The sequence below is a fragment of the Halomonas terrestris genome, assembly GCF_049166755.1.
In the GTDB taxonomy this organism is placed as follows: Bacteria; Pseudomonadota; Gammaproteobacteria; order Pseudomonadales; family Halomonadaceae; genus Halomonas.
The window spans coordinates 17,000-32,353 of record NZ_JBMHFZ010000014.1 but is presented as its reverse complement, the minus strand read 5'-3'; the positions used below and the strand labels follow the sequence as shown (position 1 = coordinate 32,353).

The window sequence follows — 15,354 nt, the reverse complement described above, 5'->3', positions numbered from 1 at the left end:
ACAGAATATCCAGATACGAACGATCTGAATTGCTTATGGCCAGCATCCATCCCCTGGAGTACCGATGAGCCTGCCCTTCGACCTGCGTGCCCTGCGGGTCTTCCTGACCGTGGCCGACCGGGGTGGCTTCAGCGCCGCGGCACGGGAGCTGCACGTGGCCCAGTCGGCGGTGAGCCAGACCATCGCCAACCTGGAGAAGCGCCTGGAGCTGACCCTCTTCCAGCGCCATGAGCGGCGCATCAGCCTGACGCCGGAGGGCGAGAGCCTGCGCCAGCACGCCCGGGAGCTGCTGGACCGGGCCGAGGCCACCCATCTGGCCATGCGCGAGTTGCACGGCCTGGTCAAGGGGGAGCTGCGCATCGGCATTCCCTCGATGCTCGGCTCCTACTACTTCCCGCCCCTGCTGATGGGGTTCAAGGCCCGTCACCCCGGGATTCGCCTGACGGTGGTGGAGGCCGGTGCCCGGCGGCTGCAGCGCATGATCGCCGACGGCGAACTGGACCTGGGGGTGGTGATCGACGACGAGGCGAGCCACCACCTGGAGCGACGGCCGCTGATCCGCGAGGAGATGGTGGTCTGTGTGCCACAGGGGCACCCCTTCGCCGGGTGCCGGAGGGTGACGGCAGAGGCGTTCTTCCGTGAGCCGCTGGTGCTGTTCCAGGACGGCTACTTCCATCGCGAGTTCGTCGATGCCCTGTCACGACAGACCGGGCACACCGCGGACATCGCCTTCCAGTCGAACCTGATCCCGCTGACCAAGGCGATCGTGCGCCAGGGCTTCGGCATCACCACCTTCCTGCGTCGCGTGGTGGACGAACCGGAGCTGGCCGCCGTCTCGTTCGACCCGCCGGCCTGGCTGGACCTGTCGCTGGCCTGGGCCCGCGGCGCCTACCTGTCCCGCGCCGAGCAGGCCTTCGTGGACTTCGTCATGGCTCACCGCGAGGTGCTCTGACCCTCAACCCTCGCCGGAGGCCACGACGCGCTGTGCCAGCCGGGTCGGTTCCAGCGCACGCCGGGCCTGCCAGTAGTGGCGGCGCCAGTAGCCATTGTCGAGTTTCGAGAGCTTCACCCCCTGCGACGTGGAGGCATGGAGGAAGTAACCGTCGCCGACGTAGATGCCGACATGGTCATAGGCGCCCGGCGGACGGAAGAAGACCAGGTCACCGGCCTGCAGCTCGTCGCGCGGTATGGACGTGCCTTCGTGGACCTGCTCGCCGGTCGAGCGCGGCAGTGCCAGGCGGAAGGTATCATTGAAGACATGCTGGACCAGCGCCGAACAGTCGATGCCACTCTCGCCGCTGCCTCCCAGGCGATAGGGAGTGCCCACCCAGCGCTCGTGCTGGGCCAGCAGGGCCTGGCGAACCAGTACCGGTGGCGGGGCATGCAGGCTGCGTACCTGGCGAACGGGATTGTCCACCGGGGACATCATCGGGTCCCAGCCCCCGGGCAGCCCCGGTAGCTGGCGAGCGAAGTAGTCGTCGGGCGCCTGGGGCGCGGTGTCCCGCGAAGGGGCGGCACAACCGGCCGACAGGACCAGCGAGACGATGACCAACAGGCTACGACACGACCGCGTGACGACCATCCTGCGACGACCTCATTCCCTGAGCCGCACCCGTCCCGGGCAACAGCCGCTGGGCTGTTCCGGGCCACCGGGTTGTCGCTGTGGGAGTGACGCCTGACGCCCTCGTCGGTATCACTGCCAGAGCGGCCGGCCTGCGGCTCGCTGAGTGGCTGGGGCCCCGCCGGGGAGGCGCCCCATCATCAAACCCGATGACTATAAACCAGCCTTCCGGCTCATGGCGAGCCCCATGTGGTGCCGACGGCACCCGACACCTCCGGAAGCGCTCAGTGGAGCGTCCGGCTGTCCCCCGGCAGGGTATCGATATGCAGCGGCGCCCAGTGGCGTGGCCGGGCGCCGGGGAAATCGAGGCTCGCCCAGGGACCGGCCAGCGGTGGCGCCCCGGCCAGCCAGGCCACCAGCGCCTGGCGGAAGCCGGCCAGGAAACTCTCGCGTTCCGGCGTCTCCCCCATGAAGAAGGAGAAGCCGGCATACAGGCCCCGGGCATACTCCTCCCAGCCGGCATAATGCGCCGCCGCGAGGGCGTGGGCACGCTCGAGGATGCGGGCGAAGGCCGACGCCTCGAGCCAGCCCAACTGGCGCCCGGCGATGGCCAGGTCGACGGCCTGGGCGATGTCCCAGGCCGCCAGGTCGGTGTCGTTGCAGCCATCCTCGTTATCGCGCACCCGTTGCAGCCGTAACAGGTGGCTGCGCTCCTCCTCGCTGCACTCGCCGGATTCCAGGGTGGCGATCTCCGAGCCCAGGCGAGCATCGTTGAGGGTATAGGGAGCGTAGTTGATCTGGTACTCCTGGCGATCGCCGGCCTCGAGCAGGAAGTCGAGGAACTCGGCAAGCTCGGCCGCCGCATGCAGGCCATAGTGGCCATCGACCCAGTCACGGATCGCGGCGCACTCGCGCTCGCTCTCCGGCTGCGGCAGGCTCCAGGCGGGACCGTTGAGCGGGCCGACCAGGGCCATCGCGGTGAAGTGGGGCAGGCTGGGCCGCCGGCCCGGCTCCTGCCACTCCCCGGCGCGCCAGTCGAGCCAGTGGAAGGGGCTGCCGGGATCCTCCAGGTGCCAGCGAATCTCGCCGGTCAATGGCGGCTGCTGTTCCTCGGGCAGCAGCGACTCCCAGCTCGCCCAGGCGTCCAGCAGGCGGCGGGCATCGGGATAGAAGCGGCACAGCGACCCCTGCAGCGCCTCGGCCAAGGCCTCGAGCCCGGCGGCATCGAAGGCCTCGCTGTCCATGGCCATCTGCAGGTAGAAGGCGTACTTCTCGGCCATATGGATGGTGGCGGAGTGACGGCTCGCCCGGCGCAGGCCATCGCGCTGGGCGAGGTCGTCCGATGCGGGGTGGCCGAAGGGGGTCTCGGCGGCGGGCAGGGCCCCGTGGGCAGCGTCGGCGGCCAGCTGATTGAGGTGATGGGCCTGGGCGGGCAGCCAGTAACGCGAGAGGGCCTCGACGCCTTCATCGGCATGCAGGTCGAGCGTGTCGCGCAGGTACTGGCGGGCATCGTCGCGCCTTGCCGCATCCACCGGTGCCGGCGGCCCCTGGCGAGCGGCGAGTTCGGGCTCGCGTACCGAGGCCAGCGCCAGCACCCAGTGGCGCGGCTCCCGCCGCCAGCGGCAAATGGCATCGCGCGATGCCTCGAGCCGAGCGGGGGGAATCAAGCCCTGCAGGGCCGGGCGCCAGGGGCTCACCGGCGACTGCAGCAGCAGCTTCCAGTCGGCCTCGAGGGCGGGCAGCAGGTTGCGCCCCTCGAACAGGCTGCGGCCACGCTGGTAGGCCCGGGCCAGGGCCGCCCAGTCGCTGTAGCGGTGCAATACCAGGTCCGCCCCGTGCAGGGCGAAGTCCCGCGATTCGTCCTCGTCGAGCCAGCCCAGGCAGGCGCCGGCCCAGGCGAGGTCGATCAGACGCAACCAGTCCCAGGCCGCCCACTCCAGTGGCTCGCCATGGCCGACGAAGTCCAGCAGCACGCGTCCGTAGGCGCGTTCGGAGCCGGCCAGCCGTTCCAGCCAGGCGTGTTGCCCAGCGCCATCCATGTCCAGCAGGCGGGAGGCATCCAGGTCCCAGCCCTGGCGGTCGCCCTGCCCGGCCAGCCACAGCAGGGACCGGATCAGATCGTCGCGCCCCCTGACCTGCCAGGCCTCCCCCAGCCACTCCTCCACACCGGCCCAGTCGGCCCGTCCCGCCGGCAGCTCGACGACAGGAGCGAAGCCGGCCCGCAGGCACCAGACCCGCGCTTCCTGCGCCTCCGGCCACAGCGTCAGGTGCCGGTCATGGATGGCCAGCCACTCGCCGAGCCGTTCCCAGGTAATGCCAGCGCCCTCGTGCTCGAGCGCGGCGAGGGCCTCGCAGGCCTCGCTGAAGCCATCGTCGCCGCGCACCCAGCCCTCGGCACTGCGTGCACGGAGCAGCGCCTCGAGCCAGGCATCGAGGCTGGAGTAGTGAGCGCTGATCTCCCCGGCCAGCCGCTGGGCCCAGTCCCTCGAGCGCTGCTCGGAGAGCCAGCCGGCACCGCCGGCCAGGGCCACCAGCTCCAGGCCGGCCAGCATCCTGGCCGGATCCGCGACCGCCCCGCCGGCGCCCAGGGTCTCCACCAGGCGCCAGCCCAGCTCGCCACGATCGGACACGCCCAGGGCCACCAGTCGCGACACCGCGGCCTCGGCATCCACCGACAGCGGGTCCGGTTCGAAGGCCCAGTCACACAGCACCAGCTGCTGGGCCCACCAGGCATTCAGGGTATCGATCAAGGCTCACCTCGACATCCAGGGAAGACGGACGGCACGCGGGGCGCGCCGGGAATTCGGCGCACTAGTGTAGCGGAAAGCCACGCCCAGGCCGATGGGCCGGGATCAGGAAATCGCCAGATTCTCCTGCTCTAGCCCCCGCTGGCATGGCCGGAGGAGGGACTTGGCGAGCCGTTTTAAATAATGCACACTCGTGCAACATGATGACCACCGCCCACAGGAGGCGTACATGACCCGGGAAGACGAACTGATCATCGACAAGGCCTATATCGCCGGGCAGTGGCGCGACGGGCCGCGCCGCTTCGCCGTCACCAATCCCGCCAGCGGCGAGCTGCTGGCCGAGGTGCCGGACCTCGACGCCGACGCCGCCCGCGAGGCGGTCGCCGCCGCCGACGCCGCCTGGCCGGCCTGGCGGTGCAGGACCGCCAAGGAGCGCACCGGCCTGCTGCGGGCCTGGTTCGACGCCATCATGGACAACCAGGAGCCACTGGCCCGGTTGATGACCCTGGAACAGGGCAAGCCGCTGGCCGAGTCCCGGGGCGAAGTGAGCTATGGCGCCTCCTTCGTGGAGTACTACGCCGAGGAGGCCAAGCGCGTGGCCGGCGAGACCCTGCCGAGCCACGGCATCGACAAGCGCATCCTGGTGTTCCGCGAGCCCATCGGCGTGGTGGCGGCGATCACGCCCTGGAACTTTCCGCTGGCGATGATCACCCGCAAGTGCGCCCCGGCCCTGGCCGCCGGCTGCCCGGTGGTGATCAAGCCGGCCGAGGCCACCCCGCTGACCGCCCTCGCCCTGGCCAGGCTCGCCGAGGAGGTCGGCTTCCCCGCCGGGGTGATCAACGTGGTCACGGCCTCGCGCCCGGCCGGGATCGGCGAGGTGCTGACCACCGACCCGCGGGTGCGCAAGATCTCCTTCACCGGCTCCACCCCGGTGGGCAAGACGCTGCTGGCCCAGTGCGCCGGCACCGTCAAGAAGGCCTCCATGGAGCTGGGCGGCAACGCCCCCTTCATCGTCTTCGACGATGCCGACCTGGATGCCGCCGTCGAGGGTGCCGTGGCCTCCAAGTACCGCAACTCCGGCCAGACCTGCGTGTGTACCAACCGCCTGCTGGTGCAGGCCGGCGTCTACGATGCCTTCCTCGACAAGCTGGCCGCCCGGGTGGCCGAACTGAAGGTCGGGAACGGCCTCGAGGAGGGCGTCGCCCAGGGCCCGCTGATCAATGCCGCCGCCGTGGACAAGGTCCAGGCGCACATCGCGGATGCGCTGGACCAGGGTGGCCGCCTGGTGTGCGGCGGCGCACCCCATGCGCTGGGCGGCACCTTCTTCCAGCCCACGGTGATCGCCGACGTCACCGACAGGATGCGCGTCGCCACGGAGGAGACCTTCGGCCCGCTGGCCCCGGTGTTCCGCTTCGACACCGTCGACGAGGCCATCGCCATGGCCAACGCCACCGAGTTCGGCCTGGCGGCCTACTTCTATGCCCGCGACTACCGTCGTATCTGGCATGTCATGGAAGGCCTGGAGTATGGCATGGTGGCGGTCAACGAGGGGATCCTGTCCACCGAACTGGCCCCCTTCGGCGGCGTCAAGGAGTCGGGGCTGGGACGCGAAGGATCGCGCCACGGCCTGGATGAGTACACTGAACTAAAATACGTCTGTGTCGGCGGACTCTGAACACGCGTCACTCCCTTTCTCCATGGAGGCATCATGAACAACGCTCAGCTCAACGAACTCAAGCAACGCTATGTGGCCAACGGGGCCGCGAGCCCGGCGACCCAGTTCGCCGACCGCGCCGAGAACGCCCTGGTCTGGGACGCCGACGGCAATCGCATCATCGACTTCGCCGGCGGCATCGGCGTACTCAACATCGGGCATCGCCATCCCAAGGTGGTCCAGGCCGTCAAGGATCAGCTCGACCGCGTGATGCACACCTGCCAGACCGTGATGCCCTACGAGGGCTACGTGAGGGTGGCCGAGAAGCTCAGCCAGATCACCCCGGTGCGCGGCCATGCCAAGGTGATGCTGGCCAATTCCGGTGCCGAGGCCCTGGAGAACGCCGTCAAGGTCGCCCGCGCGGCCACCGGCAGGAACAACGTCATCTGCTTCGACGGCGGCTACCACGGCCGCACCTTCATGACCATGGCCATGAACGGCAAGGTCGCCCCCTACGCCTCCGACTTCGGCAGCATGCCGGGCAACGTCTTCCGCGCCCCCTTCCCGGTGCCCTACCACGGCGTCAGCGAGGACGAGGCGCTGCGCGGCCTGAGGATGGCCCTCAAGACCGATGCCAATCCGCGCGACACCGCCGCCATCGTGCTGGAGCCGGTGCTCGGCGAGGGAGGCTTCTACCCGGCGCCGACCAGCTTCCTCGAGGCGATCCGCGAGATCTGCGACGAGCACGGCATGCTGATGATCGTCGACGAGGTGCAGTCGGGCTTCGGCCGTACCGGCAAGCTGTTCGCCATCGAGCACAGCGGCGTCGAGCCGGACATCATCACCATGGCCAAGAGCATGGCCGACGGCATGCCGATCTCCGCCGTGGTGGGCACCGACAAGCACATGGACGCCTCCGGCCCCAACTCGCTGGGCGGCACCTACACGGGCAGCCCGGTCTCCTGCGCCGCCGTGCTGGCCGTGCTGGAAGTCTTCGAGCAGGAGGGCATCCTCGAGAAGAGCCAGGCCCTGGGCGAGAAGCTCGGCGAGCGCTTCGCCCAATGGGAGCAGGCGTTCGACTGCGTGCACAACGCCCGCCACATGGGGGCCATGGCGGCCTTCGAACTGGTCACCGACAAGGCCAGGCACACGCCGGACGCCAACCTGGCCGCGGCGCTGTGCAAGCGGGCCCGCGAGAAGGGCCTGATCCTGCTCTCCTGCGGCCTCTACGGCAATACCATCCGCTTCCTGATGCCGCTTACCATCGAGGACGAGGTGCTGGAAGAAGGGCTCGCCATCGTCGAGGCCTCCCTCAAGGAGTTGGTGGGCAGCCAGACGGCCGCCGCCTCCTGACCGAGCGGTCTCGCTTTCGCAACGACACCGCCCGGCTGGAGACAGCCGGGCGGTGCGTCGTTCGAGGGGCGTTGACCCGCCGCGTGGCCTTGACCCACTATCCCGTTCCAGAACCGAGGGCCGGCTGCCTCGGATGCTGACAGGGAACTCCGATGCTTCGCACCCTTTCCATGCTGCGCTCGCTGATGAGCGCGCACCACACTCTGGATGACGCCCGATCCACCATTCAGCTGGCCTGCGACTATCGCTGGCTGAAGGACGAGCTGCCGCATGGCGTGATCACCGCCACGGCTGCCGTGCTGGACGACGGAACGCCCGCGCTGACCATCACCCTGGCCTACCCGGCCACCCCCCGGCGACGCCGTGGCGGCAGATGGCCGGAGGATCCTGTCGAACGGGAACGGTGCTACGTGGAGGGACTCGGCGCCTGCCGTGCCGCCGGCGCCCCGGCCTACCGCACGCTCGAGAGCCTCTCCCAGGGCCTGGTGCATGGCGCCGCCTCGGTGCTCACCGACGCGGCCCGCCTCCAGTACCTGCTCGACCGGCAGGCCCTGCGACTGACCTGGCGGCGGGCCGACCGCCTCGAGCCCCCGCTGGCACGATGCCTCGGCAACCGCCTCGCCCGGGACAAGGCCGGTAGCGAGGGCGTCTTCCTGCTCGAGCTCCAGGTGCCCGGCCGAGCCGAGGAGGCCTCCCTCGATGGCGCCTGGCTGGACCGGATGCTGGACCGCTACCGACGCATCCTCCCCACGCCGGCGGCCCGCTAGGAGGCCGCAACGACAGCGCCCGGCCTTGGCCGGGCGCTGTCCTGTCCGCTCGTCGACGGGTCGGTCAGGCCTCTCGAACCTTGGAGATCACCCACAGCAGCACCACGGCCCCGACGATGGCGGTGACCAGCGAGCCGACAAAGCCACCGGCCTGCAGCCCGAGCAGGCTGAACAGGAAGCCGCCGATCACCGCGCCGACGATCCCGACCCCGATGTTGCCGAGGATGCCGAAACCGCCACCGCGCATGATGTGGCCGGCGATCCAGCCGGCCAGGCCACCGATGATCAACCAGGCAATCAGTCCCATGGAACGCTCCTCGTGCGTATGGTCAGGGGGTGGTCTCGATGGTGCCCCAGTCCGGGCAGGGACGAAAGGGCCGGGAGTCAGAAGGACGAGCCGGGTTGCCGGAGAAAGGCCAGCTCCTCGGGAGTCGACTCGCGCCCGAGGATGGCGTTGCGGTGGGGATAGCGGCCGAAACGTTCGATGACCTCGCGGTGGCGCTGCTCGTAGAGCAGGTTCTCCTCCAGCCCGGGCTGGTCGAACAGGCCCAGCGCCTCGTCATGGATCAGCAGCGATTCACTGTGCATGAACGGCATGTAGAGGAAGGCCCGCCAGGGGACCTCGAGATGATGGTCGATGCGATTGGCCACCGCCTCCTGGGCCAGCACCAGGGCGATGGGGTCATGGGCGAAGGCGAGCGGGGTATCGCGATGGATGTTGCGCGAGAACTGGTCGAGCACGATCACCTCGGCCAGTCGCCCGCGGGCCGAGAGGCGCCACGACCAGAGCTCGCCGCGGCCGGCGGCCTCGAGCAGCGCCCCGAAGCGCTCGCGGATGGTCGCATCCAGGCCCGGGTCCTTGCGGAACCACTGGGCCGGCTCGAGCCCGTGGAACCAGAAATCGATCACGGCATTCACGTCGGGCAGTGTCTCGGCCATTGCGGGTCTCCTCGTGCGAGTCGGCTTCGGCCGCCCCGCCATGCCTGATATCATCCAGCCTAGCACGAACCCGCCGCGAGCCGGCGGCCAGCCGAGGAGTCCCCATGTCACCCCAGCATTTCCTGGAAATGGCCACCTTCGCCTTCAACCTCGTCGGCCTGGTGGTCTGCATCATCGGCCTGACCCTGGCCCATCGCACGCGGCACCGCTGGCCCGGCTACCTGCTCGCGGCAAGCGGCTTCCTGATCGCCGCCTCGCCGGTACTCTACCAGCTGATCGCCGGCCCGGCCCTCTGACCCGCCACGGAACCCAGACCATGCGCCAGTCCCTGGCCCGCGAACTCCATGACCTCCTCGAGCGCGGCCGCGACCGCCAGCTTCGCCTGGCCGTCACCGGCCTGTCGCGCTCGGGCAAGACCGCCTTCCTCACCTCCCTGGTCAACCAGCTGCGTCATGCCGGACTGGAGGCGCGGCTCGACCTGCTGCCGGCGGCCCGCGAGGGACGCCTGCTCGGTGCCCGCCGGGTCAACCAGCAGGACCTCGGCGTGCCCCGCTTCCCCTATGACCAGGCCATGGCGGCGCTGGATGCCACCCCGCCCCACTGGCCGGAGCCGACCCGCGGCATCAGCGAGTTGCGCCTGACGATTCGCTATCGCCCGGCCAGGCGCGGCTGGCTGGGTGGCGAGGCGCGCCAGCTGAACCTGGACCTGTTCGACTACCCCGGTGAATGGCTGCTCGACCTGCCCCTGCTGGAGCACGACTACCCCAGCTGGAGCCTGGCACAGCGGCCGACACGGGGGCACGCGCGTAGCGCCCTGTTCGCCGCCTGGCACACCGCGGCGGCCAGGCTGGACCCCGCCGCCGAGGCCGACGAAGCACAGCTCGCCGAGATCGCCGAGCTCTATTCCGAGGCCCTGCGTGCCGCCCGGGAGGCGGGCTTCGCCGACCTGCAGCCGGGGCGCTTCCTGCTGCCCGGCGAACTGGCCGGTGCCCCGGTGCTGCAGTTCTTTCCCCTGCCGGGCATCGAGCAGGCCGACCCCGGCGAGCTGGCGAAACTGCCCCCCGAGAGCAACTACGCCACCCTGGCCAGGCGCTTTCGCCACTACCAGCAGCACATCGTGCGCCCCTTCTACCGCGACCACTTCCGCCGCTTCGACCGCCAGATCGTGCTGGTGGACCTGCTCGGCGCCCTGAATGCCGGCCCGGAACGGTTCGAGGACCTCTCCCGGGCGCTGGCCAACCTGATGCAGAGCTTCGACTACGGCAAGCGCAGCCTGCTGTCGCGGCTGTTCGCCCCGCGCATCGACCGCCTGGCCTTCGCCGCCACCAAGGCCGACCACGTCACCCCCGAACAGCACCCCCGGCTGGTCACCCTGCTCGAGACACTGCTGGCCGAGCCACTCAAGGACCTGCGCTTCGCCGATGTGCCGGTCCGCGCCCTGTCGCTGGCATCGATACGCGCCACCGAGAGCCGCGAGGTCAGCCATCGGGGGCGACGCACCCCGGCCCTGCGCGGCACCGGCCTCGACGGAGCGGCGTTGCTGCTGTTTCCCGGCGAGGTGCCCGACCGGCTGCCGGACGCCGGCTTCTGGACCCGCCAGGGTTTCGACTTCCCCGCCTTCCGACCGGCCCCTCGGGAAGGCGGTGCCCTGCCCCACATCCGCATGGATGCCGCCCTGGACTGGTTGATCGGAGACAAGCTGCAATGAGCGACACCCGCGACCCGGACCCGCGCCCGGGGCAACACTTCAGCCTCGATGAGCCAGCGCCGGACACCGAACCGGACAGCCAGGACCCTCGCCCCGGCGAGCCGTTCACCGCCGACCTGCCCAGCGAGCCCCTGGAGGCACCCGAGGCCGGCCCCACGGAACGTGCCCTGGAGGCTAGCCTGGTCCCGCCACGCAAGCGCCGTCGCGGGCTCCTCGCCCTGCTCGCCGGCGGCCTGGGCCTGGGGGCGGTGGAGGCCGGCCGGACCCTGTACGCCGCCAGCCTCGGCGGCGACTGGCTGGCCGGGGCCTGGAGCCTGCTGCTGCTGCTGGCCCTGGGGCTCGGCGGTTCCGCCCTGGCCCGCGAGCTGTGGCGCCTGCGCCGGCTGCACCGTCACGCCCGCCTGCGCGAGCGTCTCGCCAGGCTTCCCGAGGCCACCCCGGCGCAGGCCATGGCCCTCGCCGAGCGACTCAGGCGCAGCCTCGACCTCGATGACGACCACCCCCACTGGCAGGCCTTCAGCGCCGCCCGCCAGCCCCACCACGATGGCCGCGACATCCAGTTGCTGCTCTGTCACCACCTGCTGGCGCCGCGCGACCGGGAAGCGCGCCGGCTGATCTCGCGGATGTCCGGCGAGACCGCGGTGATGGTGGCCGTCAGCCCCCTGACCCTGGTCGACATGGCACTGGTGGCCTGGCGCAACCTGGCGATGATCGACCGACTCTGCCGGCTCTACGGCCTGGAGCTGGGCTACGCCAGCCGGCTGCGCCTGTTGCGGAGCGTGCTCCACAACATGGCCTTCGCGGGGGCCAGCGAGCTGGCCGGCGAGGCAGGCATGGAGATCCTCTCGCTGAACCTGGCCGGACGGCTCTCGGCCCGGGCCGGCCAGGGGCTGGGCATCGGCCTGCTCAGCGCCCGGCTCGGCCTGCGTACCCAGCGCCTGACCCGGCCGCTGGCCTTCACCGCCGATCAGGCACCGCGCCTGGGCGACCTGCGCGGCGAGCTGTGGCAGCAGCTGCGACGGCTGGAGTCCCGGACCGAACGGCAGAAAGGGGATCATGCTTGACCCCGGTCATGACATCCTGAACGCGAACGGCTAGGCTCGAAGTATCTTCCTCTCACCCATGCACAAGGAAACTCCGCCCATGTTCACCTCCATCCTGGTTCCCGTCGACGGTTCCGAACACGCCAGGAAGGCCCTTTCCGTGGCCTGCCAGCTGGCCCGGCAGGAAGGCAGCACCCTGCACCTGCTGCACATCCCCGAGGAGCTCTCCCACGAGACCACCCTGGTATGGGGCATCGGTGCCATCGCCATCGAGGCCTCGCGGGAGGAGCGCGAGAATGCCGGCAAGCAGGTCATCAGCCGTGCCGCCGAGGCCGCCCGCGAGCAGGGTGTCACCGAGGTCGAGACGGTCATCGGCCAGGGCGATCCCGCGCGGACCATCCTCAGCGAGGCGAAGCGGCGCGGCGTCGATGCGATCGTCATGGGCAGCCGTGGCCTCAGCGACCTGCAGGGCTTCGTGGTCGGCAGCGTCTCCCACAAGGTCAGCCATACCGCGGAGTGCACCGTGATCACGGTGCGCTGACCCGCCCGGGATCATCGGCCGCTTCCTTCAGGCGAGGCGCCGTTCGGTCTCGCCGTCGAAGAGCACCGCCCGGCCCATGTCGACGCGCAGCGCAAGACGCTCGCCGGCGGCCACCCGGCAGCCGGGCCCCACCCGGGCCGTCGCCTCGCCCTCGCCCAGGGGCAGCTGCAGCAGGATATCCGCCCCGGTGGGCTCGACGACCGTGATACGGGCGGTGATCCGGGTGCCCTCGTTCCGGTCACCGAGGCGCGCATCCTCCTCGCCGAAGTGCTCGGGGCGCAGCCCCAGTATCACCTCCCGCCCCACATGCCCGGCCATGTCCGGGGTCTCCCGCGCTGCCGGCCAGGGCAGCAGCAGGTCCTCCTCGCCCGGCGTGGCGATGCGCAGGCGGTAGTCCCCCGCCCCGCCCTCGAGGGTCGCGACGATGAAGTTCATCGACGGCGAGCCCATGAAGCCGGCGACGAAGATGTCCACCGGGTCGTTGTACACCTCGTCGGGCGTGCCCAGCTGCAGGATGCGCCCGTCGCGCATCACCGCGATGCAGTCGGCCAGGGTCATGGCCTCGATCTGGTCATGGGTCACATAGACGATGGTGGTGCCGAGCCGCTGGTGCAGCTTCTTGATCTCGGTGCGCATGTCGACGCGCAGCTTGGCGTCGAGGTTGGAGAGCGGCTCGTCGAACAGGTAGATCTTGGGTTCCCGGGCGAGAGCCCTGCCCATGGCCACCCGCTGCCGCTGACCGCCGGAGAGCTGCGACGGCTTGCGGTCCAGCAGGTGCGAGATCTGCAGCAGGTCGGCGACCCGTTCGACGGCGGCCTCGCGCTCGGCCCTGGGCACCTTGCGCATCTCCAGCCCGAAGCTGATGTTGCCGCGCACCGTCATGCTCGGGTAGAGCGCGTAGGACTGGAACACCATGGCGATGTCGCGCTCCGCCGGGGTCTGCCAGGTGACCTCCTCGCCGGCGATGCGGATCTCGCCGGAGGTCACCGGCTCCAGGCCGGCGATGGCGTTCATCAGGGTCGACTTGCCGCAGCCCGAGGGCCCGACCAGGATCAGGAACTCACCGGAGTCGATGGCCAGGCTGACGTCGCGCAGCACCTGCTCACTCCCGAAGTCCTTGCACACATTGCTGATTTCCAGTGCCGACATGCTGTACACCTCTTAATTATTGTCCTGATATCCATGATTAGGGGAGCCGTGTGTCCCTACCCTTTGACGGAGCCGGCGGTCAGCCCCCGCACGAAGTACTTTCCGGCCAGCACGTAGACCACCAGGGTCGGCAGTGCCGCGATCATCGCCGCCGCCATGTCGACGTTGTATTCGCGGACCCCGGTGGAGGTGTTGACCAGGTTGTTGAGCGCCACCGTCACCGGCTGGGTGTCGTGGGCGGAGAAGGCCACGCCGAACAGGAAGTCGTTCCAGATCTGGGTGAACTGCCAGATCACCGAGACCACGATGATCGGCGTCGACACCGGCAGCAGGATGCGCCAGAAGATGCGGAAGAACCCCGCCCCGTCGAGCTTGGCCGCCGAGACCAGCTCGCTGGGTACCGCCACGTAGAAGTTGCGGAAGAACAGGGTGGTGAAGGCGATGCCGAACACCACGTGGACCAGGATCAGTCCCGCCCGGGAGCTCGACAGCCCCAGCCAGCCCAGGGTCTGTGCCATGGGCAGCAGTACCACCTGGAAGGGAATGAAGCAGCCGAACAGCATCAGCGCGAAGAGCAGTTCCGAACCGCGGAAGCGCCACTTGGTCAGGGCGTAGCCGTTGAGCGCCCCGATGACCGTGGAGATGGCCACGGCCGGCACCACGATGGCGATGGAGTTGAAGAAGTAGCCCCCCACCCCCTCGCAGCGCATGCCGGTACAGGCCTCGCCCCAGGCCTTGGCCCAGGGGGCCAGTGTCGGCGACTGGGGCAGTGCCAGCAGGGTGCCGGCGCTGATCTCGTCGAGCGGCTTGACCGAGGTGATCAGCATCACCGCCAGGGGCAAGAGGTAGAAGAGCGCGGCCAGCAGCAGCACGGCGTGGAGTGCCAGGCGCCACAACCGGGCCGCCGGCGTGCGACGACGAATCACGTTATCCATGCTGACGACTCCGCAGTTCCGAATAGAGGTAGGGGATCAGGATGGCCAGCACGCCCCCCAGCATCAGCATGGCACTGGCCGACCCCAGGCCGATCTGCGCCCGGGTGAAGGCGTGGGCATACATGAAGGTGGCCGGTAGGTCGGAGGCATAGCCGGGTCCCCCGCCGGTGAGCGCCACCACCAGGTCGAAGCTCTTGATGGCGATGTGGGACAGGATCATCACCGCGCTGAACACCACCGGACGCAGGCAGGGCAGGATCACCCTCAGGTAGATGCGTGGCAGGCTGGCGCCGTCGAGCTGGGCGGCCTTGATGATGCTGTCGTCGATGCCGCGCAGCCCGGCCAGGAACAGCGCCATGACGAAGCCCGAGGCCTGCCACACCGCGGCGATCACCAGGGTATAGACGGCCATGTCGGGGTTCACCAGCCAGTCGAAGGTGAAGCTCTCGAATCCCCAGCTGCGCACCATGGCCTGGAGACCGAGCCCGGGGTTGAGCAGCCACTTCCATACCACCCCGGTGACGATGAACGACAGGGCCATGGGGTAGAGGTAGAGGGTGCGCAGCGCCCCCTCGTGACGGATGCGCTGATCGAGCAGGATGGCCAGGCAGGCCCCCAGCACCAGGCAGATGGCGACGAATAGGCCGCCGAACACCACCAGGTTGGTCGAGGCCACCCACCAGCGGTCGTTGGCCATCAGCCGTGCGTACTGGGCGAGGCCGACGAAGTCGTAGCTCGGCAGCATGCGCGAACTGGTCAGCGACAGGATGAAGGTCCACAGCATGAAGCCGTAGACGAAGAACAGCGACACGGCGACGGACGGGGCCAGCACCAGGCGCGGCAGCCACTGCTGCAGGCGTGCGGCCGGGGTGTGCCGGGCCGCGACGCGTACCGAGCGTGCCGGAGCGGAAAGGATCGACATGGGAATCTCCTCGCATGACACCGCCGGGGGCCCCG

At 69.7% G+C, this 15,354-nt stretch carries 15 protein-coding genes; 8 read left to right on the top strand and 7 right to left on the bottom strand.

What is annotated here, in order from left to right:
* Nucleotides 1-64 precede the first annotated feature (64 nt).
* Nucleotides 65-952: a LysR family transcriptional regulator gene (locus ACOMD9_RS13675; protein WP_421415829.1), complete on the top strand. Its 888-nt coding sequence runs from the start codon at nt 65-67 to the stop codon at nt 950-952.
* 3 nt (nt 953-955) lie between these two features.
* Here ACOMD9_RS13675 and ACOMD9_RS13670 read toward each other — a convergent pair whose 3' ends face one another.
* Both ACOMD9_RS13670 and ACOMD9_RS13665 read right to left on the bottom strand, forming a co-directional pair.
* Nucleotides 956-1,582: a C40 family peptidase gene (locus ACOMD9_RS13670; RefSeq protein WP_421415828.1), complete on the bottom strand. Its 627-nt coding sequence runs from the start codon at nt 1,580-1,582 to the stop codon at nt 956-958.
* A 263-nt stretch (nt 1,583-1,845) separates the two neighbouring features.
* The gene (locus ACOMD9_RS13665; protein ID WP_421415827.1) at nt 1,846-4,311 is read right to left on the bottom strand and encodes a DUF1266 domain-containing protein; all 2,466 of its coding nucleotides are present in this window, start codon (nt 4,309-4,311) and stop codon (nt 1,846-1,848) included.
* 226 nt (nt 4,312-4,537) lie between these two features.
* Between ACOMD9_RS13665 and ACOMD9_RS13660 the strand changes: the two genes are divergently transcribed.
* From ACOMD9_RS13660 to ACOMD9_RS13650, 3 genes are all read left to right on the top strand, one after another.
* Nucleotides 4,538-5,983 carry an NAD-dependent succinate-semialdehyde dehydrogenase gene (locus ACOMD9_RS13660; protein WP_421415825.1) on the top strand — a complete coding sequence of 482 codons (1,446 nt, stop codon included), beginning with the start codon at nt 4,538-4,540 and terminating at the stop codon, nt 5,981-5,983.
* A 33-nt stretch (nt 5,984-6,016) separates the two neighbouring features.
* The gene (gabT, locus tag ACOMD9_RS13655) at nt 6,017-7,315 is read left to right on the top strand and encodes a 4-aminobutyrate--2-oxoglutarate transaminase (protein ID WP_421415824.1); all 1,299 of its coding nucleotides are present in this window, start codon (nt 6,017-6,019) and stop codon (nt 7,313-7,315) included.
* Between the two features lie 152 nt (nt 7,316-7,467).
* Complete coding sequence (locus tag ACOMD9_RS13650; protein WP_421415822.1) at nt 7,468-8,082, top strand: hypothetical protein; 615 nt, start codon at nt 7,468-7,470, stop codon at nt 8,080-8,082.
* A gap of 64 nt (nt 8,083-8,146) precedes the next feature.
* Here the strand turns inward: ACOMD9_RS13650 and ACOMD9_RS13645 are convergent, their stop codons facing one another.
* Both ACOMD9_RS13645 and ACOMD9_RS13640 read right to left on the bottom strand, forming a co-directional pair.
* The gene (locus tag ACOMD9_RS13645; RefSeq protein WP_421415820.1) at nt 8,147-8,389 is read right to left on the bottom strand and encodes a GlsB/YeaQ/YmgE family stress response membrane protein; all 243 of its coding nucleotides are present in this window, start codon (nt 8,387-8,389) and stop codon (nt 8,147-8,149) included.
* Nucleotides 8,390-8,466: 77 nt separating this feature from the next.
* On the bottom strand, nt 8,467-9,021 hold the full coding sequence (locus tag ACOMD9_RS13640) for a DUF924 family protein (protein ID WP_421415818.1): 555 nt from the start codon (nt 9,019-9,021) through the stop codon (nt 8,467-8,469).
* A gap of 104 nt (nt 9,022-9,125) precedes the next feature.
* Here ACOMD9_RS13640 and ACOMD9_RS13635 point away from each other — a divergent pair, with 104 nt between their 5' ends.
* From ACOMD9_RS13635 to ACOMD9_RS13620, 4 genes are all read left to right on the top strand, one after another.
* Nucleotides 9,126-9,317: a hypothetical protein gene (locus ACOMD9_RS13635; protein ID WP_421415816.1), complete on the top strand. Its 192-nt coding sequence runs from the start codon at nt 9,126-9,128 to the stop codon at nt 9,315-9,317.
* Between the two features lie 20 nt (nt 9,318-9,337).
* The gene (locus tag ACOMD9_RS13630) at nt 9,338-10,729 is read left to right on the top strand and encodes a YcjX family GTP-binding protein (protein WP_421415814.1); all 1,392 of its coding nucleotides are present in this window, start codon (nt 9,338-9,340) and stop codon (nt 10,727-10,729) included.
* The gene (locus ACOMD9_RS13625; RefSeq protein ID WP_421415811.1) at nt 10,726-11,793 is read left to right on the top strand and encodes a TIGR01620 family protein; all 1,068 of its coding nucleotides are present in this window, start codon (nt 10,726-10,728) and stop codon (nt 11,791-11,793) included. Before ACOMD9_RS13630 ends, ACOMD9_RS13625 begins: the two co-directional genes overlap by 4 nt.
* Before the next feature lie 79 nt (nt 11,794-11,872).
* Nucleotides 11,873-12,313: a universal stress protein gene (locus ACOMD9_RS13620; protein WP_421415808.1), complete on the top strand. Its 441-nt coding sequence runs from the start codon at nt 11,873-11,875 to the stop codon at nt 12,311-12,313.
* A 27-nt stretch (nt 12,314-12,340) separates the two neighbouring features.
* Here the strand turns inward: ACOMD9_RS13620 and ACOMD9_RS13615 are convergent, their stop codons facing one another.
* Genes ACOMD9_RS13615 through ACOMD9_RS13605 form a run of 3 tightly spaced genes read right to left on the bottom strand, consistent with a single transcriptional unit; the run spans nt 12,341 to nt 15,319 of the window.
* Entirely contained in the window at nt 12,341-13,462 is a 1,122-nt protein-coding gene (locus ACOMD9_RS13615) for an ABC transporter ATP-binding protein (protein ID WP_421415805.1), read from the bottom strand.
* Between the two features lie 56 nt (nt 13,463-13,518).
* Nucleotides 13,519-14,397 carry a carbohydrate ABC transporter permease gene (locus ACOMD9_RS13610; RefSeq protein ID WP_421415802.1) on the bottom strand — a complete coding sequence of 293 codons (879 nt, stop codon included), beginning with the start codon at nt 14,395-14,397 and terminating at the stop codon, nt 13,519-13,521.
* Entirely contained in the window at nt 14,390-15,319 is a 930-nt protein-coding gene (locus ACOMD9_RS13605; protein WP_421415800.1) for a carbohydrate ABC transporter permease, read from the bottom strand. Before ACOMD9_RS13605 ends, ACOMD9_RS13610 begins: the two co-directional genes overlap by 8 nt.
* Between the last annotated feature and the right edge of the window lie 35 nt (nt 15,320-15,354).